This is a genomic window from Skermanella mucosa, from assembly GCF_016765655.2.
GTDB lineage: Bacteria > Pseudomonadota > Alphaproteobacteria > Azospirillales > Azospirillaceae > Skermanella > Skermanella mucosa.
On the sequence record NZ_CP086106.1, the window covers coordinates 735,920 to 758,874 of the forward strand.

The window sequence follows — 22,955 nt, forward strand, 5'->3', positions numbered from 1 at the left end:
CGGAGCTCAAGCGGCGAACCGGTCCTGCCTCACCTCGATCAGGGTTGGTCCCCGCCGCTTGAAAGCCTCCTTCAGGGCTGCCGCCAGCATCGCCGGATCTTCCGCGCGGACGCTGGGGCAGCCCATCGCCTTCGCCAGCATGTGGTGGTCGGGGTTCCTCAGGGTGACGCCGATTTCCGGGATGCCGCGCTGGATCATGCCGTCGCGGATCTGGCCGTAGCCGTCGTTGTTCCACATCACGACCGCCAGCGGCAGGTCCAGCTCGACCGCCGTCATCAGGTCCTGCACCGTGAACATCAGCCCGCCGTCCCCGATCAGGCAGACCACGTCGCGATCCGGCATGGCCAGCTTCGCCCCGATCGAGGCCGGCAGGGCGAAGCCCAGGGTGCCGTAGCCGTGGGGATGGTGCCACGTGCGCGGCTGGTCGGTCGGCCACAGGCTGTTGCCGGCATAGGCGATCTGGGTCATGTCGGTCATGACGATGCCATCGGCCGGCAGGCCCGCCCGGATCGCCGCCAGGACTTCCCGATGCTGCCGTCTCAAGGGCGGCAGGTCGGCGGTCGCGGCCTCGCGCGCGGCCCTGACGGCGGCGTGCTGCCGGGCCGGGTTCGGCGTCGCCAGACGGTCCACCAAGTCGCACAGGATGGAACCGGCGTCGCCCAGCAGGGCCACGTCCGGGGCCGTGTCGCGGGTCAGCGCGGCCGGGTCTATGTCGATGCGGATCAGCGTCCCGCCGAACTTCGGCACGCCGCTCCAGAAGTCGGTCTCCGCCAGTTCCGATCCGGCGACCACCACCACGTCGGCGCGCTCGATGAATTCCACCATGGCCGGATGGTCGCAGGACGACCCCAGGTTCAGCGGATGACCGTCCGGCAACACGCCTTTGGCGGCGCCGGTCAGCAGGACCGCGGCGCCGACGCCCTCCGCGAATTCGCGGACCGCCTTGGGGCAGTCGCGGGCGCCGCCGCCCACGATCATCGCGGGGCGCTCCGCCACGGCGATCAGGTCGGCGGCCCGGACCAGGGCGGCGTCGCACGCCGCGGGACGGCCGATGACGGCGCGGGCCTCCGTGCGGAAGTCGGCCGGAGACGCGAGCACGTCCAGCGGGATCTCGATATGGACCGGGCGGGGGCGGGCGGACTGGAACACGCCGAAGGCGCGCGCCATCACCTCCGGCAGTTCGTCCGCGTCCATCACGGTGTGGCTGAAGGCGCAGAGCGGCGCCATCGCCGCCTGCTGGCTCCGAAGCTCATGCAGCCGCCCACGGCCCATGCCCAGGTCGCGCCGGTCGTTGACGCTGCTCAGCACCAGCATGGGGATGCTGTCGGAATAGGCCTGCGCGATCGGCGTCGCGGCGTTGGTCAGGCCGGGACCCGTCGTCAGCAGGCAGGCGGCGGGGCGGCCCGATGCCCGGGCATAGCCGTCGGCCATGAAGCCGGCGCCCTGCTCGTGCCGCGGCGTGACGTGGCGGATGCGGCTGTTGGGCAGCCCCCGATAGAGTTCCAGCGTATGGACCCCCGGTATGCCGAACACGGTGTCGATGCCGTAGGATTCCAGCAGGCGGATCGCCGATTCGCCGCATGTCGCCTTGCCGCTTGGCGCCTTGGATGTCACGAAGTCACCTGCGCTTCCGGTTCTGTTTTTCTGTCCGGGGCAGCGTAGGCAGGCGCCGGGGCGCTGGCAAGCATCCCGAACAGCCGGCCGGCGTCGGCCCTGGCGATCGGCGGGATCGGCGTGGACCAGTCAGGCAGGGCGAACAGCGGCCAGTCCGGCTCGACCCGGAGCCCATCCCGGAAGAAGACGTCATGGCCGCCGGCCTGCTCGTACCGCCAGCCTCCCGCCGCCTCGCACAGCGGCGGCAGCACGATGGTCCGCAGCGCCTGGGCGTAGTCGAGGCCCGGACCCGACCGGACCTGAAGCCCGATGAACAGCCCGACCGCGGCAAGGACCGGGGCGGCGGACCAGAGCAGCGGGTGCCCGACCCAAGCCGCGAGGCCCAGCCAGCCCAGGCACAGGGTCCCGAACGCCAGGGCGCGCCGCCGCAGGCGGATGGCGTGATGCCGCCGGGCATCCTCCAGCGGCATCAGGTGCGGCGCGATGCGCGCTGCGAACATGTCGTCGAAATCGCTTGGCATGGTACTTTCCGCCATTATGGTGCGGCTGCGAAGAAACGTAGTATCCACCGGCAGCGTGCCCGGCGGAATATCGCGCCTTCCGTACCGCACGCCATACCTGCCGCTTTCCGGATCAGGGAAGGCAGCTCCGATACCGCGACGGCGCGGCGACCCGGTCGCCCGACCGCGCGGCGACACTGTGATGGGGGAACAGCAATGAGCTTCAAGATCGTCGAACAGGCTCCGGCCCGGCTCAACCGCAGCGAACTGGCGGTTCCCGGGAGCAGCCCGAAGCTGTTCGAGAAGGCCGCCAAATCGGCCGCCGACGTCATCTTCCTGGACCTGGAGGACGCCGTGGCGCCGGACGACAAGCCGCAGGCCCGCAAGAACATCGTCGAGGCGATCAACGACATCGACTGGGGCAACAAGACCCTGTCGGTCCGCATCAACGGCCTCGACACCCATTACATGTACCGCGACGTGGTCGAGGTGCTGGAGCAGTGCGGCGACCGGCTCGACCTGATCATGATCCCCAAGGTCGGCACCGCCGCCGACGTCTACGCGGTCGACATGCTGGTCACCCAGATCGAGGCCGCCAAGGGCCGCAAGAAGCGGATCGGCTTCGAGCTGATCATCGAGACCGCGCTCGGCATGGCGAACATCGACGAGATCGCGACCGCGTCGAAGCGCAACGAAAGCCTGCATTTCGGTGTCGCCGACTATGCCGCCTCGACCAAGGCGCAGACCACCGGCATCGGCGGCCCCAACCCGTCCTACGGCGTGCTGACCGACAAGGACGGCGACAAGCCGCGCGATTATCACTGGGGCGACATGTGGCATTACGCCACCGCGCGCATGGTGGTCGCGGCCCGCGCCGCCGGCCTGCGCCCGGTGGACGGCCCGTTCGGCGACTTCTCCGACGCCGACGGCTACAAGGCCCAGGGCCGGCGCGCCGCCGTGCTGGGCTGCGAGGGCAAGTGGGCCATCCACCCCTCCCAGATCCCCCTGGCGAACGAGGTGTTCAGCCCGTCCGAGGCCGAGATCACCAAGGCCAAGCGCATCCTGGAAGCGATGGAGCAGGCCCAGAAGGAAGGCCGCGGCGCCGTGGCCCTGGACGGCCGCCTGATCGACATCGCGTCGATCCGCCAGGCGGAAGTGATGGTCAAGAAGGCCGAGCAGATCGCCGGTTCGTAAGCGCAAGCCGGCGGCGCCCGCCCGGGTGCCGCCGGAACGCCGCGTCGGAGGCGGTCCTCAGCCTTCAAGTGAGTCCCGTTTCAAGGTCGGGAGCGCCAGGAACATCCGCCGCTCAGGTCCGAGCAGGGATCGGAAACCGAAAGCCTCATAGAACCGTCGGGCCGCATCATCGATGGGATCGACGGCGATGACCGTCATGGCGACCGTTTGCGCTGCCAGCATGGTCTTCTTCACCGCGTCGGCGAGCAGCAGGCTTCCCAGGCCCCGCCTCGCGGCGGTCCGGTCAACGGCCAGCCGTCCGACCAGGGCTGCCGGGACGGGATATTTCGGCAGGCGTTGCGTCATGTCGGGCGGGAGATCTCCGGCCGAAACGGTCGCCGCGCTCAAGGTATAATAGCCGAGGATGCGGTCCGGATGATCGGCGGACACCGCGACGAACACGCGCGCCATTACCCGGCGCATGTCTTGCGATGCCTGCTGCCGGATATAGCGGTCCAGGGACTCCACGCCGCAGGCGAAGGCTGCCCGGTCGTGCCCCTGTCCCAGCGTTTCGATTCGCAATGATCCCGCTGCCCAGGAAACCCCCGTGTTCACGAACCGACGGCCCGCCCGTGCTCGGCAAGCGCCTGCCGCAGGCGTTCGTTCGGCTCGGGCGGATCGAGCAGCAGGTCCTGGAAGCGCGCCCATTCTTCGGCGGTAAGGGCGATCGTCTCGTGCTCGCGCACGATGGTTTCCGCTTTCTGCAAAGCCACGTCGATGACGAAGTCCGTCAGCGTCTTGTCGAGATAAGCGGCCGCGCGCTCCAGTTTCCGCTTGGATTGCGGGCTGAGACGCAGGCTGACGCGATCCTGGCGCTGGGCGACGCGGGGCATGATGGCTTCTCCGGATAGTGCCGTCTCGAAACGTACGCCTTTCAGGCGTACATTGCAACGTCTTATCCACTTGGTAGCAAACTAACCTTTCTGCGTCCTATTAGCGCTGGCTCACCCTTGGGGCGTGTGGTAGGGAACCCGGTCATTTTTTCAGGCCGCCGTGAAGTCACCCCATGCAGACCTTCCTTGAATTTGAAAAGCCGATCGCGGAACTCGAAGGCAAGATCGAGGAGCTGCGGCACCTGACCGACACCGGCGACATCAATATCGCCGAGGAAGTCTCCAAGCTCCAGGCCAAGGTCGACAAGCTGCTGCGCCAGACCTACGCCAAGCTCGCGCCGGCGCAGAAGGTCCAGGTGGCCCGCCATCCCAACCGGCCGCACTGCATGGACTATATCGACGGTCTGGTCCGGGACTTCACGCCGCTCGCCGGCGACCGGGGCTACGCGGAGGATAGCGCCGTCATCGGCGGCATCGGGCGCTTCCGGGGCCGTTCCGTCATGGTCATCGGCCAGGAAAAGGGCCATGACACCGAAAGCCGCGTCCGCCACAATTTCGGCATGGCGAAGCCGGAAGGCTACCGCAAGGCGATTCGCCTGATGGAGCTTGCCGACCGTTTCAAGCTGCCGGTCATCACCCTGGTCGATACCGCGGGAGCATATCCCGGCGTCGGTGCCGAGGAGCGCGGGCAGGCCGAGGCGATCGCCAAGTCGATCGATACCTGCCTGAGCCTCAAGGTGCCCCTGGTCGCCACGGTGATCGGCGAGGGCGGCTCCGGCGGGGCCATCGCGCTGGCCGCCGCCGACCGTGTCATGATGCTGGAACACGCGATCTACTCGGTCATCTCGCCGGAAGGCTGCGCCTCGATCCTGTGGCGGACCAACACGGCGGCGGCGGAAGCCGCGGCGGCGCTCAGGCTGACCGCCCAGGACCTGAAGGATCTCGGCGTGATCGACCGCGTCATAGCCGAGCCGATCGGCGGCGCCCACCGTGACCGGGACGAGGTCATGACCGCCGTCGGCAATGCCATCGAGGACTGCCTGGACGAACTCCGCGGCCTCGAAGGCGGCGCCCTGCGCCTGAAGCGGCGCGACAAGTTCCTGGAAATGGGCCACAAGGGCCTGTCCTGACGCGATGCTCGGGCTGGTGCTCGATCGCCGCCACCTGATTTCGGCCGCCGGGGTCGTCTTCGGGACGGCCCTGGCCTGGGGCGGACTCGCGCTGTTCTGGCCCGGACCCATGGCCGGCAGCGGCTCCGCGGCCGACCGGCTGGCCTTGGCCGCCGGCCTTCTGGTCTGGCCGGCGCTGCTGCTGGTGCACATGGTTTTCGCGGTGGCCCTGGCCCGTTTCTTCACGGCCGCGTTCGATCCCCTGAACGACCCGGAAAGCCGGTTCCAGCGGCGCGCCCAGCGGGCGCTGTCCAACTCGGTCGAGCAGGTCGCGGTCTACGTGCCGGCGATGCTCTCCGCAGCGGCGCTCGCCGATCCAGGCGATATCCGCTTCGCCGGCGTCATGACCGGGCTGTTCTGCGTGTCCCGCCTGTTGTTCTGGGTCGGATACCTGATCCACCCTTATCTGCGGGCGCCGGGAATGATCATGACGCTCAACGTGAACGTCGCTATCGTCGGATACGCACTCTACCGGGCGCTGGGGTGATCGGATCACCCAGGGATGATCATCAAGAACGAGACCGGAGGAAAAACCCCATGGATGCCGAAACCCTCAAGGCCGTCCAGGCACCCTTGAAGCAGCGATACCGCGACACGCCCGAAAGCGCGGTCATTACCCTGAAGGCAGAAGGCACCGTCGGGGCCGAGGGCGTGACCTGCAAGGTGGACACCGGCCGGGCGCTGGTCGAGGCTGGTCTTCATCCCGCCGCCGGCGGCGACGGCATCGCGGCCTGCTCGGGCGACATGCTGCTGGAGGCGCTGGTCGCCTGCGCCGGCGTGACCCTGCGGGCTGTCGCCACGGCGCTGAACATCGATCTGCGCGGCGGTACCGTGCGGGCCGAAGGCGACCTGGACATGCGAGGCACCCTGGGCGTCTCGAAGGAGGCGCCGGTGGGCTTCCGCAGCATCCGCATGACCTTCGACCTGGATACCGACGCCGACGACGAGAAACTCGCCAGCCTGCTCAAGCTGACGGAGCGCTATTGCGTGATCTATCAGACGCTGCGCAACCCGCCCGCAACCGAAGCCAGGATCGTCCGGAGCAGCGACCATCCGGCACGGTAATCGCCAGTTCAATCAGGCGAGGCCTTTCCGGCAGGGCGCTAACCCTCTCACCGTCATGACCGGGTCAAGCCCGCGCATGAAGAAACAAGGGCGCCGCGTGGGACTGGTAGGGCCGGTCGCCGGTTCAATCAGGAGGGACTTTTCCGGCAGGGCTCCAATCCCCTCACCGTCATGACCGGGCTTGACCCGGTCATCCACGCGCGAACTCCATCACGCCGGTTTGCGCGTAAATGCGCGGGGACAAGCCCGCGCACGACGAAAGAGGGGCGCCGCGTAGGGCGGCCATGGCCCACCGATTCCGACCTACATGTTAATCTTTTTGTTGTCGCCGGGATGGGGCGGCTCGCCGGTCAGCTTGGACTTCACATAGCCGTAGGCATGGACCATCGTGCTGGACGGGCTATCCCAGTATTCTGCCTTCGTCACGTGGACGCGGATCAGGGCGATGTTCGGATCGTCCTTGCCCTTCGGGAACCAGGCGGCGAGTGGCTCGCTCCAGAGTTCCTCGATCTTCCCCTTGTCCCGGACGAGTTGGGCCGTGCCGGAGATCGAGACATAGTTCTGGTCGTCGGGATCGGCGTAGCTCAGGTTGACTTCATGGTGCTGGTTGACTTCGTCGACCTTGTGGGAATCGGCACCGGTGAAGAACCAGAGATCGCCGTCGAAATCGGATTGCTGGGCGACCATCGGACGGCTGCGGAGGGTACCGTCATCATCGATGGTTGTCATCATCGTGAAGCGGATGTCCTTGATCATCCCCCAGAGCTTCTTGATGTCGTCTGAATTCTGGGTGCTGGTAGCCATCGTGGCTCTCTCCGTTCCAATTGAATATCGCACTTCAACAGGAGGAGAGCCTCGGTGTTCCCGCCGTACGGCGGCTCAGAGCATCAGCGTGGGGAACGCCAGCAGCACGCCCAGCGCCGCGATGCCCAGCAGGGCGGTGGCGCAGTGGCCGTATTCGCCCGCAAGGGGCGCCAGGGTGAACTCGACGCCGGCCCGCTTCAGCGCCTGTCGGGCGTACTTCTCGGGTTCCGGGCAACGTACGCCGTCGATCCGGAACTTGGTCAGCATGTCGGAGAGGTCCTGGACCGCGGCCTCGCCCGGCAGGGCCATCAGCCGGCGGGCGGTCGAGACCGGCTCGCGGCCGCAGGATTCCAGGGCGGAGCGCAGCGTGATCGGCTGGTTCGTGACGCGGGAATTGCCGATCCGGTGGGCGAGGAGCTTGCCGATGACGTCTTCGGATTGACGGGAAACTCCGGAAACACACGGGAAGAACGCGCGCATGAACCTGCCCTCCGCTTGGGTGCATATGACTTATGGCGGAGATTGTGCGGCGCACAGACCGGTGCGACGTTGATCCATGTCAAGTTTTTGGAAAATCGTCGCAGGTGGCTTCAGTTACATTTTAGACTGTATGTCCAAACCCCCGGGGCGCCGTGTTCCGGACGCCCCGGGGTTACCCGGCTACTCAGGCGACGCGCCCGTGGCAGTGCTTGTACTTCTTGCCGGATCCGCAGGGGCACACGGCGTTGCGCGGCGTACGCGGGTCGATCTCGGCTTCGGAGCCGACCGACGCGGGCGCCACGCGCCGTACCATCCCGTCCGGCAGCGCCGCGTCGGCGGGAACGGCGTCGGCGGCGGCCAGCGCCGGGTCCTGGCGCGATTCGACGCCCTCGAACGGCGGCGGCTCCATGTCCTCGGGGTGGTTCACCCGCATCTCGACGTACGAGAGCACGGTGGTGACCGTCTCGCGCAGGTGGGACAGCATCCCCTCGAACAGCTCGAAGGCTTCGCGCTTGTACTCGTTCAGCGGGTCGCGCTGGGCGTAGGCCCGCAGGTTGATGCCCTGGCGCAGATGGTCCAGGTGGAGCAGGTGCTCCTTCCAGGCCTGGTCGAGCAATTGCAGCAGCAGGCTTTTCTCGGCCGCCCGCATCAGGTCGGGACCGTAGTTGGCCGCCTTCTGGGCCATCTTCTCGTCTGAGGCGCGGCGCACCCGGTCCTCGATCTCGGTCTCGGCGATACCCTCTTCCTTGGCCCACTCATGGACCGGCAGGTCAAGGTTCAGGACGCGGCGGATCTCCTCGTGCAGGCCGTCGATGTTCCACTGCTCGGCATAGGCGTTCGCCGGGATGGCCTTCTTGACCATCTCCTCGACCACCTCGTGGCGCATGTCCTCGATGGTGCCGCCGATCTCCGGCGCGTCCATGATCTCGCGGCGCTGCTCGTAGACGACCTTGCGCTGGTCGTTCATCACGTTGTCGTACTTCAGCAGGTTCTTGCGGATCTCGAAGTTGTGCGCCTCGACCTTCTGCTGTGCCTTCTCCAGGGCCTTGTTGATCCAGCTGTGGACGATCGCTTCGCCCTCCTTCAGGCCCAGGCGCTGGAGCATGCCGTCCATCCGCTCGGACCCGAAGATCCGCATCAGGTCGTCGTCCAGGCTGAGGAAGAACTTGGAGGCGCCGGGGTCGCCCTGGCGGCCCGACCGGCCGCGCAGCTGGTTGTCGATGCGCCGGCTCTCGTGCCGCTCGGTGCCGATCACGAACAGGCCGCCGGCCTCCTTCACGATCTCCTTGTCGCGCGCGATCTCCGCCTGGATCGCTGCCGCGCGGCTCTCGCCCTCGGCCGGGTCCTGGATGTCCGCCAGCTCTACCGCCAGGCGCATTTCCAGGTTGCCGCCGAGCTGGATGTCGGTGCCGCGGCCCGCCATGTTGGTGGCGATCGTCACGGCCCCGGGCCGGCCGGCCTGGGCGATGATCTGGGCTTCCTGCTCGTGGTAGCGGGCGTTCAGCACCGCGTGCGGGACGTTCTTCTTCTTCAGCAGGTCGGACAGCACCTCCGACTTCTCGATCGACACGGTGCCGACCAGGATCGGTTGGCGGCGCGCCCGGCACTCCTCGACCAGGACCGCGATGGCCTCGAACTTCTCGCGGCCGGTGCGGTAGACCTCGTCGTCGAAATCCTTGCGCTGGACCGCGACGTTCGTCGGCATCTCGACCACTTCCAGGCCGTAGATCTCGGCGAACTCGTTGGCCTCGGTCATGGCGGTGCCGGTCATGCCGGACAGGCGCGGATAAAGGCGGAAATAGTTCTGGAAGGTGATCGAGGCCAGCGTCTGGTTCTCGCGCTGGATCGTCACGCCTTCCTTGGCCTCCAGCGCCTGGTGCAGGCCCTCGGAATAGCGCCGGCCCTCCATCATGCGGCCGGTGAACTCGTCGATGATGATGACCTTGTCATCCTTGACGATGTAGTCCTTGTCCCGCTGGAACAGCGTATGCGCCCGCAGGGCCTGGTTGGCGTGGTGGACCAGGCTGACGTTCTGTATGTCGTAGAGGTTGCCTTCCGTCAGCAGTCCCATGTCGCGCAGGGTCTGCTCGACCTTCTCGGTGCCGGCCTCGGTCAGGCTGACCGCGCGGACCTTCTCGTCCTTCTCGTAGTCCTCAGGCGTCAGGTGCGGGATCACCCGGTTGACCGCGATGTACAGCTCGGAGCTGTCGGTCGACGGGCCGGAGATGATCAGCGGCGTGCGCGCCTCGTCGATCAGGATGCTGTCGACCTCGTCGACGATCGCGAAGTTGAACGGCCGCTGGACCATGTCCTCCAGCCGGAACTTCATGTTGTCGCGCAGGTAGTCGAAGCCGAACTCGTTGTTGGTGCCGTAGGTGATGTCGGCCGCATAGGCCATCTTGCGCTCGAAATCGTCAAGCCCGTGGACGATGCAGCCGACCGAAAGCCCCAGGAAGCCGTAGACCTTGCCCATCCAGCCGCTGTCGCGCCGGGCCAGGTAGTCGTTGACGGTGACGACGTGGACGCCCTTGCCGGCGATCGCGTTGAGATAGACGGGAAGCGTGGCGACCAGCGTCTTGCCTTCGCCGGTCCGCATCTCCGCGATCTTGCCCTGGTGCAGGACGATGCCGCCCATCAGCTGGACGTCGAAATGGCGTTGCCCCAGCACGCGCTTGGCCGCTTCGCGGACGGTTGCGAAGGCGTCGGGCAGGATCTCGTCCAGCGTCTCGCCCTTTTCCAGGCGCTCGCGCAGCCAGTCGGTCCGCTTCCGGAGTTCGTCGTCCGACAGGCCGGCCACGTCAGGCTCCAGGGCGTTGATGACCTCGACCTGCCGCAGCAGCGCCTTCACGGTGCGATCATTCGCGGTGCCGAAAAGTTTACGGGCAATAGCACCGAACATTGAGACCTCGGGTTAGAGCAAAGGACGGTTTGAGCAAGAAACGGCTGGCGCACGATCCAGGGCGCCCGCTCGGCACAGGCCCGGGCATGGCACGGCCTTGACATAAGAGTGCGCGCAATGCCTGTCAACAAGCCTGCGGGTGCGCCACCCCTGCGCCCGGCGGCGCACCCGGCCGTCCGGCGGGTGCGGCTGGCGTCTTAAGCAATCGTTAAGCCGTATGGGACAAAGATAAGCCCGCGGAGATGCATTTCCAACCGCGCAGTAGGCGCAGGTACCCGCTCCCCCGTCATTGTTGGCCCTTAGAAAGAGGCAGCCGATGGTTGGCACACTCGAAGTCCTCGCCCCGACTCTGCTCGCGGGCCTCAAGCGCTCCGATCGCCCCGATCCGGCACCCGTCCAGCCCCGGGTCGCCGCGAAGTCCGAGGCGCCGCCGCGCCGGGACGCCGCCCCGAACGCGGCTCCCCGGACCCCGTCCAATTCGAACTCCGGCGCCCCGGACGATGCCCCGAACGCCGGGAGCGTCAAGGTCGAGTTCTCCGCGACGGCGATGCGGCTCAGTCAGGTCGTCAGCGAGAATTCCCGCCTCGCGCGGACCCCGCTGTCGGTCGGACGGGCGCGCGAACCCGAACGGCCGCTCGACGCCGTGCTGGAAAAGGTGCGTGAGGACCTGATCAAGGTCCTCCGCATGTTCGGCCGCTCGGAGGAGGAAAGCCTCAAGGCTGCCGAGGCGGTCGCCGGCAAGGCTCGGGAGGCGACCGCCCGCGGCCCGCTGGCCGCGCGCTCGCCGGAGCCGGGCCAGGCGTCGGCCAACATCTCGCTGGTCTTCCAGTCGGTCAGCCTGAAGATCACCAGCGAGACCGGCAACATAGAGGCTTCCATCGAGATGGTTCGCCTGGACGCCAGCATGACGACGGGGGCCGCCCTGGCGGTCGGGCTTCCGGGTGGTGGCGCTGGGGCTGGGGCTGGCGGCGGCGGCGCTGGCGGTGGTGGCCAGCAGGTCGATCCGCTGGTGCTGGACATGGACGGCAACGGCATCGACCTGACCACGGCGCAGTCCGGCATCCTGTTCGACATCGACGGCGACGGCTCCCGCGACCGGACCGCCTGGGTGGCGGGTAAGGACGCGTTCCTGGCGCTCGACCGCGACGGCAACGGCAGGATCGACGACGGGCGCGAGCTGTTCGGCGAGCAGAACGGCGCCACCGGCGGGTTCGCCGAACTGGCCCGGTTCGACCAGGACGGCAACAGCGTCATCGATCGCCGCGATGCCGTGTTCAATTCGCTGATCCTGCTGCGCGGCGACGGTGCCATGACCCGCCTGCGGGACGAGGGCATCACCGAGATCCGCCTCGACCTCGCGATCCCGGTCGACCAGCGTCTGGCCGGCGGCAACGCGGTCGCCCAGAGCGAGTTCGGCCGGGCCGACGGCCGTCGGGGAATGCTCGCCGACGTCCTGCTCGACGTGACGGTCTGATCCTTCCGCCGGGGGCCGGTATCCGGGGCCGCCGCATGCGAATGTGTCATGCGGCTGTCATCCTGCTGTAATCCGTTGCGCCTAAGTTCCGCAAAATTTTCCTGATTGCGGAGACCCGACGGAATGCGCGCACCCCTGCTCCCGATACCGGCCCTCATGATCGGCGCGCTGGCCGCCGCTCCGCTTCCGGCCGCCGCCCAGGCGCCCGCGGCGGCCGTCCAGGTATATACGAGCAGCGATCCGATCCTGACCCTGCGCAAGGTCGCTTTCGAGGGCGGCAAGACTCTCGACCTCTCCGTCGGGATCGGCAGCGGCGCGTTCCGCGGCAAGGGCGATCCGGCCGGCATCTTCCACACGGTCAGCGACCGCGGCCCCAACTTCACCTGCGGCGACGCCGAGGACATCGTCGGCGTCAAGGGCGAGAAGATCTGCGGCGACGTCAAGCGCGGCCGCATCTACCCGGTGCCGGAATACAGCCCCTCGATCTACCGCATCCAGGTGCTGGACGGCGGCACCTTCCGCGTGCTCGACAGCATCTCGCTGAAGGATTCCCGGGGCAACCCGGTGGACGGCATGCTGAACCCGCTGACCGTGGCCTCGACCGAGCAGCCGCTGGACGCCGCCGGGAACAAGCTGAAGCAGAATCCCAATGCCGTGGACGCCGAGGGCATCGTGCGCCTGTCCGACGGCAGCTTCTGGATCGGCGACGAGAACGGGCCTTCCATCCTGCACGCGGCCGCCGACGGCCGAATCCAGGTCCGCCATGTCCCGGCCGGGACGGAAAAGGACTATGCCGGCGCCGGCTACGAGGTGAAGGGCACGCTGCCGGCCATCCTGGCCAAGCGGGCGCTGAACCGCGGCATCGAATCCATGGCGGTTTCCGAGGACGAAAACTTCCTCTATTTCGTCCTTCAGAACCCGCTGGCCAACCCGGGCAACGACGCCTACGCGGACGCCGCCAATACCCGGCTGTTCAAACTGGACCGCGCGACCATGCAGGTCGCGGGCGAGTATGTCTACGTGATGGAGCCGACCTCGGCCTACCGGGGCGAGGAGAAGAAGAAGCAGAACACCGTGCGCATCAGCGAGCTGATGCATCTCGCCGGCGACGACCTGCTGATCCTGGAGCGGACGGAGCGGACCACCAAGATCTTCCGCATCTCCCTGGCCGGCGCCACCGACATCAAGGCCGGCAAGTGGGACGACGCGGCCACGGCCCCGTCGCTGGAACAGGCCGACCTCGCCAAGGAAGGCATCGTGCCGGCCGCCAAGGCCCTGGTGCTCGACACCGTGTCCCATCCGGAGATCGCGCCCAAGATCGAGGGCATGGCCCTGTTCGGCGACGGCGCGCTGATGCTGATCAACGACGACGATTTCGGCATCGACGGCAAGCGCACCGCGGTCTTCAAGGTGACCGGACTGGCCCTCGACGCCCCGGCCAAGGGCAAATAAGGCGGCGGACCGGACGATCCATGGCCGGGATGTGGCGGGGTTCGGGCATTTGCCGGACCCCGGCAGTCCCGCCTTGCAAGCCGCTCCAAGCCGTGCTTAATCGCTGCGAAAGGGAAAAAGTGCGTGCGACCGCGGATTGCTGGCGCATGTCGCCGCACCCGTCATTCCGATGAATAAGGAACTTCTCATGTTCGCACGAGTCCTCCGCGTCGCCGCCGTCTCGCTGGCGCTCGGCGGTGCCGGCTTCGCCGCCCTGGCCCAGACCGGCACGACTGCACCGGCGGGTGCCGGCGCCGGCGAAGATCCGGTGGTGGCCAAGGTCAACGGAGCCGAGATCAAGCGTTCCGAGGTCATGCGCACGATCGCGTCGCTGCCGCCCCAGGTTCAGCAGATGCCCGTGCAGATGATCTTCCCCGCCGTGATCGACCAGATCATCAACGGCAAGCTGGTGGCCGAGGCCGGCTACAAGAACAACGTGCAGAACGATCCGGAAGTGGCGGAGCGGATGAAGCGCGCCGAGGAGCGCATCGTCCAGGAGCTCTACCTGACCAAGGAAGTCCAGAAGCGCATCACCGCCGAGCGCCTCCAGGAAGCCTACAACCAGTTCAAGCAGGAGAACCCGCCGCAGGACGAGGTCAAGGCCAGCCACATCCTGGTCGAGTCCGAGGACGCCGCCAAGGCGATCATCGCCGACCTGAAGAATGGCGGCGACTTCGCCAAGATCGCGGGCGAGAAGTCGACCGACAAGGCCGCGGCCCAGCAGGGCGGCGACCTCGGCTTCTTCACCAAGGACCAGATGGTCGAGCCGTTCGCCAACGCCGCCTTCGCCATGAAGCCGGGCGACGTCAGCGAGACCCCCGTCCAGACCCAGTTCGGCTGGCACGTGATCAAGGTCGTCGAGCGCCGCCAGAGCACTCCGCCGACTTTCGAGGAGGTGCAGGAGCAGCTCCGCAGCCAGGTCTCCGAGCAGGTGATCGGCGAGCTGGTCGAGGACCTGCGCAGCGACGCCAAGGTCGAGCGCTTCCAGATGGACGGCTCGCCGATGCCCGAACAGCCCGCCGCCACGCCCGGCGCCGCTCCGGCTCCCGGCGCCGCCCCCGCGCCGAAACCGTAACCCAAGTCAAACTTCCACGACCCGAAAGCCACGACCACCATGGCACCGACCATCTCTCCCCTTGCACCCGGCGACTTCCCTTGGATGCCGGCAATACCCGGTGTCCGGCTGGCTACGACCAATTGCGGCATTCGCTACCAGGGCCGCGACGACCTGATGGTGGCGCTCCTCGATCCCGGCACGACGGTGGCCGGCGTGGTCACGCGGTCGCTGACCGCTTCGGCGCCGGTCCACTGGTGCAAGAAGAACCTGGCGGGCGGCGGCGCCCGCGCGATCGTGGTGAATTCGGGTAATTCCAACGCCTTCACCGGCAAGGCCGGCGAGGCGTTCGTCCAGGCCACGGTGGAGGCGGCGGCCACGCTCGCCGGCTGCGAGCCCGGCGAGGTGTTCGTCGCGTCCACCGGCGTGATCGGCCAGCCGATCCCGGCCGACGCCATCGCCCGGCACCTGCCGGGGCTGGCCAACTCCTTCGACGCCGACGGCTGGTTCCCGGCCGCCAAGGCGATCATGACGACCGACACCTTCGCCAAGGGCGTCACCCGCACGGCGAGGATCGGCGACACCGCCGTGACCATCAACGGGTTCGCCAAGGGCTCCGGGATGATCGCGCCCGACATGGCGACCATGCTGGGCTTCATCTTCACCGACGCGGCGATCGCCGCCCCGGTGCTCCAGAAACTGCTGGCCGAGGCCAACGAGCGGTCGTTCAACTGCATCACGGTCGACGGCGACACCTCGACCAGCGACACCGTTCTGCTGTGCGCCACCGGCCAGGCCGGCAACAAGCCGGTCACCAAGGCCGGCGACAAGGCCCTGGCCGACTTCAAGGCGCAGCTCAACGCCCTGATGGTCGATCTCGCCCAGCAGATCGTCCGCGACGGCGAGGGGGTGACCAAGTTCGTCACCGTCCGAGTCGAGGGCGCCGCGTCGGACAAGGCGGCCAAGCGGATCGCTCTCAGCATCGCCAACTCCCCGCTGGTCAAGACCGCCATCGCCGGCGAGGACGCCAATTGGGGCCGCATCGTCATGGCGGTCGGCAAGGCGGGCGAGAAGGCCGACCGCGACAAGCTTCGGATCTCCGCCGGCGGCGTGCTGATCGCGGCCGACGGCATGGAGGTTCCGGGCTACGACGAGACGCCGGTGGTCGAGCACATGAAGGGCCGCTACATCGACTTCCTGGTCGAACTGGGCATCGGGTCCGGCGCCGCGACGGTCTGGACCTGCGACCTGACCCACGGCTACATCGACATCAACGGCAGCTACCGGAGCTGATCCGGCGGTGACGCTCCTTCCGGCTGGATCCCCATGAACTGCTTCGACCCGAACTCCACCCCCGAGCCCGGCAAGCCGATCCTGCTGGTGGTCGCGGTGGCCCTGGTCGATCCGGACGGTCGCGTCCTCCTGGCCCAGCGGCCGGAGGGCAAGGCTCTCGCCGGCCTGTGGGAGTTCCCCGGGGGCAAGGTCCATGAGGGCGAAAGCCCGGAATACGCGCTGGTCCGCGAACTGCGGGAGGAGTTGGGGATCGAGACGGCGGGAAGCTGCCTCGCCCCCTTCACCTTCGCCTCGCACCGCTACGAGAGCTTCCACCTCCTGATGCCGCTCTATGTCTGCCGCGTCTGGCAGGGCACGGTCGCCCCGCTGGAAGGCCAGTCCCTGGCCTGGGTGCGGCCCAACGACATGGGCAAATACCCCATGCCCCCGGCCGACAAGCCCCTGGTCGCGATGCTGCGGGACCTGCTGTAGGGCGGCATAGCCCATCGACCCGCCGGGTTCGATCGGCTAAGTTCCCGCCTCCCGTGTCCACAGAAGCGCCCGATTCCATCATGACCGCCAAAGTCGGCAATCCTCTCTTCCGCGATATGCCCACCACCGTGTTCGAGGTGATGTCCCAACTGGCCCTCAAGCATCAGACGATCAATCTGGGGCAGGGTTTTCCCGACGACCGCGGGCCGGCCGACGTGCTCCGGGCGGCGGCCGACGCGCTGCTGGACGGCTACAACCAGTATCCCTCCATGATGGGAACGCCGGAGCTGCGCCAGGCCGTGGCCGCCCACGCCGGCCGTTTCTACGGGCTGGAGGTGGACTGGGCGCGCGAGGTCATGGTGACCTCCGGCGCCACCGAGGCGCTGGGCGCCTGCCTGCTGGGGCTGATCGAGCCGGGCGACGAGGTGGTCCTGTTCGAGCCGATGTACGACAGCTACCTGCCCATCGTCCGGCTGGCCGGCGGCATCCCCCGCATCGTGACGCTGAAGGCGCCGGACTGGAGCTTCACCCGCGAGGACCTGGAGCGGGTGTTCGGCCCGAAGACCAAGGCGCTGGTGCTGAACAATCCGCTGAACCCCGTGGGCAAGGTCTATTCCCGCGCCGAGCTGGAGCTGATCGGCGAGTTCATGCGGCGCTTCGACGCGTACGCGGTCTGCGACGAGGTGTACGAGCACCTGGTGTTCGACGGCGCCCGCCACATCCCGCTGATCACCATACCGGGATTGCGCGACCGCTGCCTGCGGGTCGGCTCGGCCGGCAAGACCTTCTCCCTGACCGGCTGGAAGATCGGCTACGTGACGGGGGCGCCCGAGCTGCTCCAGCCCGTCGCCAAGGCGCACCAGTTCATGACCTTCACGACCGCGCCCAACCTCCAGGCCGGAGTAGCCTACGGCCTCGCCAAGGAGGAGGCGTATTTCACCGGCCTCGCCACCTCGATGCAGGCCAAGCGCGACCGGCTGGCTGCCGGCCTGCGCGAGGCCGGGCTGTCCGTGCTGCACAGCGGCGGCACCTATTTCCTGATCGCCGACATCTCCTCCACCGGATTCGACGGCGACGACGTGGCGTTCTGCCTGAACCTGACGGAGGCGGCCGGCGTCACCGCGATCCCGGTCAGCGCCTTCTTCGCCGAAAGCCCGGTGCGCAACTTCATCCGCTTCTGCTTCTGCAAGCAGGATGCGCTGCTGGACGAGGCCGTCGCCCGACTCAAGCGCTATTTCTAAGGCAATTGTATAGAACTTGCGCCATAATCCGGCGCCATGCTCCAGCAGGCGCCGCTCGGCGCCTGCTGGTTATTCATGTCGGCATCGGGGTTTGTCGTTTCATGCGCATACTGCGTCCGTTCGGGCTCGCTCTCGCCGTGGCCCTTGGGTGTTCGACGGCAGCTCCGGCACAGCAACCCGCACCGGAACCGATCCCCGAAGCGCCGCCCTTCGGCGTCGCCGGGGTCGAGGTCCTGGCGGAACGCGACGTCCCCCAGGCCTGCTTCACCTTCACCCGCCCGCTGGAGAAATCCTCCCCGACCGACTACGCCGCGCAGGTGGAGGTCGAGCCGCCCGTGCGCGTGATCGCGATCGCCCGCGGCGCCACCCTCTGCCTCGAAGGGCTGAGCCACGGCGCCGGCTACGGCGTGACACTGAAAAGGGGGCTGCCGGGAGCCAACTCGGCGGCGCTCGGGGAACCCGCGCGCTACGAGGTGGCGGTGCCGGACCGCAAGCCCGTGCTGGCCTTCCGGGGCGCCGGCTACGTCCTTCCCCAGGTCGGCGCCGAGGGGCTGCCGCTGCGCACCGTCAACGTCGCCCGCGCCCGGCTGCAGGTGCTGCGCATCGAGGACCGCTCCCTGGTCGAGCAGATCTATTACGGCCGGATCAGCCAGGCGCTGACCGAACTGGACGTCGGCGGCATCGTGGAGCGGAGCGGCACCCAGGTCTGGCAGGGGGAGATGGCGATCGGCGAAAGGCGGAACCAGGCCGTCGTCACGCCCTTCCCGGTGGAGGCGGTCATCGGCGCCTCGGGCGGCGCGCTGAAGCCGGGCGTCTATCTCGCCGTCGCGGGCAATGCCGACCGGGAGGGCGAGTCGTGGGAGGCCAAGGCCACCCAGTGGTTCGTCGTCTCCGACCTGGGGCTGACCACCTTCGCGGGGGAGGACGGGCTGCTGGTGTTCGCCCGCAGCCTGACCACCGCCGAGCCCGTGCCTGGGGTCGAGCTTCGGCTGCTGGCGCGCAGCAACGCCGAGCTGGGCAAGCTCTCGACCGGGCCGGACGGAATCGCCCGCTTCCCGCGCGAGGCCCTGGGCGGCACCGGCGGCGGCGCGCCCCAGGCGGTCTTCGCCTATGGCGCGTCCGGCGACATGGCGTTCCTGGACGTGGCCGCGGCGACCGACCCGTCCGAACGCGCCGGCCCCGGCGCGGACGGGTCGCCCCTGGACGCCTGGCTCTATACCGACCGCGGCTTCTACCAGCCGGGGGAGACGGTCTTCCTCAACGCCCTGCTGCGCGACGCCGGCGCGGTCGCGGCCGAAGGGCGCGCCCTGACCCTGAGGATCCTCCGCCCCGACGGGTTCGAGGTGGATCGGCGGCAGGTGGCCGACTCGGGCGCGGGAAGCTACCATCTCGGCCTGGAGCTGCCGCGTCCCGCCGCGGCCGGGCAATGGTCCGTCACCGCCCACCTGGAGCCGGACGGCGCGCCGATCGGCCGCGTCGATTTCGCGGTGGAGGACTTCGTGCCGCCGCGCCTCGACGTCGAGCTGGCGGCCGACCGCGACCAGGCGGATGCCGGCGCCGCCCTGGCGCTCCGGATCGACGGCCGGTACCGCAGGGCGGGACCGGCGGCGAAGCTGCCGGGCGAGCTGGCGGTGACCCTGCGCCGCGCGGCCGAGCCGTACCCCCGCTTCGCCGGCTACCGCTTCGGCCTGGTCCAGCAGCCGTTCGAGCCGCTGCGGACCGATGCGCCGGGCTTCGTCACGGGTCCCGACGGCGTCGCGCGGGTGGACATCCGCCTGCCCGAGCCGCCCGACACCAGCCACGCGCTGGAAGCCGTCATCCAGGGCACGCTCTACGACATCGGCGGCCGTCCGGCGGTGCGCGAGATCGCCCTCCCGGTCCGGCACCAACCCTTCGCGATCGGGATCAAGCCCCGCTTCGGCGGCGATGCCGTGCCGGAGGGGGCCACCGCCGCCTTCGACGTGGTCGCGGTCGGGCCGGACGGCGCGCCGCTCGACCGGCCCTCCCTGTCCTACGAGCTGTACGAGGAGGAATACGACTACGCGTGGTTCGAGGCGGACGGCCACTGGGACTACCGGGCCCAGGTCAAGGACAAGCGCGTGACCGGCGGCACGCTGGCGGTCATGGCGGAACCGCCGGCCGACGGCCGCGCCGCGATCGAGCAGCCGGTCGGCTCCGGCCGCTACCGGCTGGAGGTTTTCGATACCGGAACGGGCGTCGCGACCAGCCTGCGGTTCTCGGCCGGCTGGTGGGTCACGCCGACCGCGGGCGAGCGGCCGGACCAGGTGGACGTGGCGGTCATGCTGCCGAAATATTCCGGTGGCGAAACGGCCAAGGTCTTCGTCAGGCCGCCCTACCAGGCCCAGGTGCTGGTCGCCGTCGCCGGCCGGGCCGTCCACCAGACGGTGCTGCGCCGGATCGGGCCGGAGGGCGCGTTCCTGGACGTTCCCGTGGACCCGTCCTGGACCGCAGGCGTCCATGTGGTCGCCACCGCCTTCGCGCCGGCCGAGCCGGCCCACGGCGCCCCGTCGCGCCGGGCAGTCGGCAGCGCGTGGCTCGCGGTCGATCCCGCGCCCCGGCGTCTCGACGTCTCGATCGCCGCCCCGGCCGATCTCGCCCCCCGCGGCCGGGTCCGCGTCCCGGTCACCGTGCGCGGGGCGGAGGAAGGCGCCCAGGTCCGCCTGACCCTGTCGGCGGTGGACGACGCCATGCTCCGGCTGACCGACTTCGCCGCTCCCGATCCGGCGATGCATTTTCTCGGCCGGCGCCCGCTCGAAGTCGACCTGCGGGACGTGGGGGGACCGCTGGTGGACCGTGACGGCGCCGCCGCCCCGCGGGGCATCCGGTCCGTCATGGTTCCGCCGGTGCGGCGCCGGCCGGGCGACCCGCCGCCGCCGCGCCGGAGAGAAATGACGGCGCTTCATTCCGGCATCGTCACGGTCGGCGCCGACGGCACGGCGGAGGTCCCGCTGGAGATTCCGGATTTCGACGGCCGCCTGCGCCTGATGGCGGTCGCCTGGACGCCGGCCAAGGTCGGCAGCGCCACCGCGACCGCCGCCGTCCGCGATCCCGTCCTGGTCGAGCTGGGTCTGCCCCGCTTCCTGGCGCCGGACGACGTGGCGCAGGTCCCGCTGACCGTGACCGACCGGGGCCGGAAAGGCGGGGACTATTCGGTTCGCTTCGCCGCCGAGGGAATGGTCGCCCTGCGCGACGGCGGCGAGGTGGCGCTCCGCGATGTCCGGCCCGGCAAGCCGGTCACGGTGCCGCTGACCATCGCCGGCACCGGCGTCGGCGCGGGGCTGGTCCGGGCCGAGGTCATCGGGCCCGACGGGTTCGCCGTCACCCGGGAATGGCAGGTCGGCGTGCGCCGCCTCCAGCCCGCCGTCTCGCGCCGCCACGTCGAACTGATCGAGCCGGGCCGGAAATCGACCGTCTCGCCCGACGCGGTGCCCGAACTGGTGGCACTCCGCCGCGAGACGGTCGCCGTCATGCTGGCGATCGGGACGATGCCCGACCTGGACGTGCCGGGATTGCTGCTGTCGCTCGACCGCTACCCCTATGCCAGCGCCGAGCAGATCACCAGCCGGGCGATGCCGCTGCTCCGGCTCGGCCCCGTGATGGCGGCCCTGGACATCGCCCCGGAGGCCGAGGTCCGCCAGCGTGTCCAGCGCGCGATCGACCGGCTGATCTCGGTCCAACGGTCCGACGGCGCCTTCGCCATGTGGTCGTCCCAGGGGCCGGGGGAGCTCTGGCTGACCTCCTACGCGCTGGACTTCCTCGGCCGCGCGCGCGAGGCGGGCTACCGGGTGCCCGAGGCGCCCTGGCGGAAGGGGGGGCGAATGGCTGAACGGCGTGCTCGACAACGCCTGGCTCGACGAGGCGGAACTGGCTGCGCGCGCCTATGCCCTTTACACGCTGGCAGGTAGCAAGGCGGTTGATTTGGCCGAGGCGCGCTATTTCCAGGAGACCCATTGGGACGCCCTGCCGACCCGGCTGGCCCGCGCCCAGGTCGCGGGGGCGCTCGCCCGGCTGGGCGACGCCGACCGCGCCGCCGAGGCCTTCGGCCGTCTCGACCGCGCCCGGGTAGAGCCCGGGGGAATGCGCGATTTCGGCTCGGAACTGCGCGACCAGGCAGCATTGATCGCGCTCCTGGCGGAAGCCGGGGGTGGCCGCGACCGGCTGACCGGCCCGGCCCGGCAGCTCGCCACCATGCTGGCCGACGCCGAGGCGACCAGCACCCAGGAGCGGGCCTGGGTGCTGAACGCCGCCGCCGCCCTGGCCTCCAAGGCCGGGGAGACGAAGCTGGCCCTGGACGGCCAGCCCGTGGCGGAGTCCGGCCCGCTGTACCGCCGGCTCCAGCCCGGCGACCGGGCGATGCCGATCGAGAACACCGGCCCGGCGCCGCTCTACCGGTCCGTCACGCTGGCGGGAGTGCCGGCGAACCCGCTGCCGGCCGATGCCGAAGGCTTCCGCATCCAGCGCACCATCCTCGGAACCGACGGCACCCCCGTCGATCCGGCCGGGGTGGAGAAGGGCCGGGTGCTGGTGATGATCCTCGAGGGCGAGAGCCTGCGGCGGGAGAACCACCAGGCGCTGGTCGTGGACATGCTTCCGGCCGGGTTGGAGATCGAGAATGTCCGGCTGGCCGACAGCGGGCAGCTCGGCGACCTGTCCTGGCTCGGCGATCTCAGCGCCGCCAACCACGTGGAGTTCCGCGACGACCGGTTCGTCGCCGAGCTGGACCTGACGCCCGACCGGCCCGCGTTCCGGCTGGTCTATCTGGCGCGGGCCGTGGTCCCGGGCGACTACGCCCTGCCCGGAGCCTATGTGGAGGACATGTACAGCCCCAACCTGTTCGCCCGCGGCCCCGCCGGGCGGATGGTGGTCGGGGAGGAGTAGGGCGCGCCGCCGGGACTACGCCCCCCTGGGGCGGGCGCCGGCGTGCCGTCCGCCGGCCCTCCTGCGGGAGGCGATGAAGAGGATCGCCGCCAGCGCCGCCATCATCGTGCCGAGGCCGATGTAGAAGGCGATGGCGATCCCGATCGTGGCGGTGCCCATGAGTACGAGCGATAGGAGCCACACTCCCAGCGCCACGATAGCGCGGTCGGACATCTAACACCCCTGCAACTCTGTCTCTCTTGCCTCGACTATAGGCGTACGGATTTCGGCTCGCCCGTGGCAAGCTGTCGCTGGCCCGACTGAAGGGGAGGATTCTTAAAATGCAAATAAAACCCGCGCGGTTGAAACAAGCGGGCCGAGCCCCATATAGCGCCAGTCTTTTTGAATGAAATCAACAGCCAGCCGGTGGGCAGGGGGAAGCATGGAACCCGCGGA

General features: G+C 69.0%; 20 protein-coding genes. 12 read left to right on the forward strand and 8 right to left on the reverse strand.

Annotated features, from left to right (window positions below; all coding sequences use genetic code 11):
* Positions 1 to 6: 6 nt before the first annotated feature.
* On the reverse strand, positions 7 to 1,614 hold the full coding sequence (locus JL100_RS03335; RefSeq protein WP_202682880.1) for a 5-guanidino-2-oxopentanoate decarboxylase: 1,608 nt from the start codon (positions 1,612 to 1,614) through the stop codon (positions 7 to 9).
* Complete coding sequence (locus JL100_RS03340) at positions 1,611 to 2,135, reverse strand: hypothetical protein (protein WP_202682881.1); 525 nt, start codon at positions 2,133 to 2,135, stop codon at positions 1,611 to 1,613. Before JL100_RS03340 ends, JL100_RS03335 begins: the two co-directional genes overlap by 4 nt.
* Positions 2,136 to 2,330: 195 nt before the next feature.
* Here JL100_RS03340 and JL100_RS03345 point away from each other — a divergent pair, with 195 nt between their 5' ends.
* Positions 2,331 to 3,308 carry an HpcH/HpaI aldolase/citrate lyase family protein gene (locus JL100_RS03345; RefSeq protein ID WP_202682882.1) on the forward strand — a complete coding sequence of 326 codons (978 nt, stop codon included), beginning with the start codon at positions 2,331 to 2,333 and terminating at the stop codon, positions 3,306 to 3,308.
* A 57-nt stretch (positions 3,309 to 3,365) separates the two neighbouring features.
* Here the strand turns inward: JL100_RS03345 and JL100_RS03350 are convergent, their stop codons facing one another.
* Both JL100_RS03350 and JL100_RS03355 read right to left on the reverse strand, forming a co-directional pair.
* A complete protein-coding gene (locus tag JL100_RS03350) occupies positions 3,366 to 3,815 on the reverse strand; it encodes a GNAT family N-acetyltransferase (RefSeq protein ID WP_228421051.1) in 450 nt (149 codons plus the stop codon).
* 83 nt (positions 3,816 to 3,898) lie between these two features.
* Positions 3,899 to 4,180: a type II toxin-antitoxin system TacA family antitoxin gene (locus JL100_RS03355; RefSeq protein WP_202682884.1), complete on the reverse strand. Its 282-nt coding sequence runs from the start codon at positions 4,178 to 4,180 to the stop codon at positions 3,899 to 3,901.
* A gap of 173 nt (positions 4,181 to 4,353) precedes the next feature.
* Between JL100_RS03355 and JL100_RS03360 the strand changes: the two genes are divergently transcribed.
* The 3 genes from JL100_RS03360 to JL100_RS03370 are packed head-to-tail and all read left to right on the forward strand — an operon-like array spanning position 4,354 to position 6,414.
* Positions 4,354 to 5,310, forward strand: a complete 957-nt coding sequence (locus JL100_RS03360; RefSeq protein ID WP_202682885.1) for an acetyl-CoA carboxylase carboxyltransferase subunit alpha — start codon at positions 4,354 to 4,356, stop codon at positions 5,308 to 5,310.
* Between the two features lie 16 nt (positions 5,311 to 5,326).
* On the forward strand, positions 5,327 to 5,836 hold the full coding sequence (locus JL100_RS03365; protein ID WP_202682886.1) for an MAPEG family protein: 510 nt from the start codon (positions 5,327 to 5,329) through the stop codon (positions 5,834 to 5,836).
* Positions 5,837 to 5,886: 50 nt separating this feature from the next.
* Positions 5,887 to 6,414 carry an OsmC family protein gene (locus tag JL100_RS03370; protein WP_202682887.1) on the forward strand — a complete coding sequence of 176 codons (528 nt, stop codon included), beginning with the start codon at positions 5,887 to 5,889 and terminating at the stop codon, positions 6,412 to 6,414.
* A gap of 303 nt (positions 6,415 to 6,717) precedes the next feature.
* On the opposite strand, the gene JL100_RS03375 is transcribed toward JL100_RS03370, so the two are convergent.
* From JL100_RS03375 to secA, 3 genes are all read right to left on the reverse strand, one after another.
* Positions 6,718 to 7,218 (reverse strand): pyridoxamine 5'-phosphate oxidase family protein, encoded by a 501-nt coding sequence (locus JL100_RS03375; RefSeq protein WP_202682888.1) that lies wholly within the window; start codon positions 7,216 to 7,218, stop codon positions 6,718 to 6,720.
* Positions 7,219 to 7,293: 75 nt separating this feature from the next.
* Positions 7,294 to 7,698, reverse strand: a complete 405-nt coding sequence (locus tag JL100_RS03380) for a hypothetical protein (protein WP_202682889.1) — start codon at positions 7,696 to 7,698, stop codon at positions 7,294 to 7,296.
* 184 nt (positions 7,699 to 7,882) lie between these two features.
* Positions 7,883 to 10,597 carry a preprotein translocase subunit SecA gene (gene secA, locus JL100_RS03385; protein WP_202682890.1) on the reverse strand — a complete coding sequence of 905 codons (2,715 nt, stop codon included), beginning with the start codon at positions 10,595 to 10,597 and terminating at the stop codon, positions 7,883 to 7,885.
* A gap of 316 nt (positions 10,598 to 10,913) precedes the next feature.
* On the opposite strand from secA, the gene JL100_RS03390 reads away from it, so the two are divergent.
* The 8 genes from JL100_RS03390 to JL100_RS03425 all read left to right on the forward strand — a co-directional run bounded on the left by JL100_RS03390 (position 10,914) and on the right by JL100_RS03425 (position 22,520).
* Positions 10,914 to 12,071, forward strand: coding sequence for a hypothetical protein (locus tag JL100_RS03390; RefSeq protein WP_202682891.1), 1,158 nt, complete (start codon positions 10,914 to 10,916; stop codon positions 12,069 to 12,071).
* A 123-nt stretch (positions 12,072 to 12,194) separates the two neighbouring features.
* Complete coding sequence (locus JL100_RS03395; RefSeq protein WP_228421052.1) at positions 12,195 to 13,523, forward strand: esterase-like activity of phytase family protein; 1,329 nt, start codon at positions 12,195 to 12,197, stop codon at positions 13,521 to 13,523.
* Between the two features lie 187 nt (positions 13,524 to 13,710).
* Positions 13,711 to 14,637 carry a peptidylprolyl isomerase gene (locus JL100_RS03400; protein ID WP_202682892.1) on the forward strand — a complete coding sequence of 309 codons (927 nt, stop codon included), beginning with the start codon at positions 13,711 to 13,713 and terminating at the stop codon, positions 14,635 to 14,637.
* Positions 14,638 to 14,676: 39 nt separating this feature from the next.
* Positions 14,677 to 15,909, forward strand: coding sequence for a bifunctional glutamate N-acetyltransferase/amino-acid acetyltransferase ArgJ (argJ, locus tag JL100_RS03405; protein ID WP_202682893.1), 1,233 nt, complete (start codon positions 14,677 to 14,679; stop codon positions 15,907 to 15,909).
* A 33-nt stretch (positions 15,910 to 15,942) separates the two neighbouring features.
* On the forward strand, positions 15,943 to 16,380 hold the full coding sequence (locus tag JL100_RS03410) for a (deoxy)nucleoside triphosphate pyrophosphohydrolase (RefSeq protein ID WP_202682894.1): 438 nt from the start codon (positions 15,943 to 15,945) through the stop codon (positions 16,378 to 16,380).
* An 80-nt stretch (positions 16,381 to 16,460) separates the two neighbouring features.
* The gene (locus tag JL100_RS03415; protein WP_202682895.1) at positions 16,461 to 17,621 is read left to right on the forward strand and encodes an aminotransferase; all 1,161 of its coding nucleotides are present in this window, start codon (positions 16,461 to 16,463) and stop codon (positions 17,619 to 17,621) included.
* A gap of 101 nt (positions 17,622 to 17,722) precedes the next feature.
* The gene (locus tag JL100_RS03420) at positions 17,723 to 21,547 is read left to right on the forward strand and encodes an alpha-2-macroglobulin family protein (RefSeq protein ID WP_202682896.1); all 3,825 of its coding nucleotides are present in this window, start codon (positions 17,723 to 17,725) and stop codon (positions 21,545 to 21,547) included.
* Positions 21,474 to 22,520, forward strand: coding sequence for an alpha-2-macroglobulin family protein (locus tag JL100_RS03425; RefSeq protein ID WP_202682897.1), 1,047 nt, complete (start codon positions 21,474 to 21,476; stop codon positions 22,518 to 22,520). Before JL100_RS03420 ends, JL100_RS03425 begins: the two co-directional genes overlap by 74 nt.
* A 15-nt stretch (positions 22,521 to 22,535) precedes the next feature.
* On the opposite strand, the gene JL100_RS03430 is transcribed toward JL100_RS03425, so the two are convergent.
* Entirely contained in the window at positions 22,536 to 22,733 is a 198-nt protein-coding gene (locus JL100_RS03430) for a hypothetical protein (RefSeq protein ID WP_202682898.1), read from the reverse strand.
* Between the last annotated feature and the right edge of the window lie 222 nt (positions 22,734 to 22,955).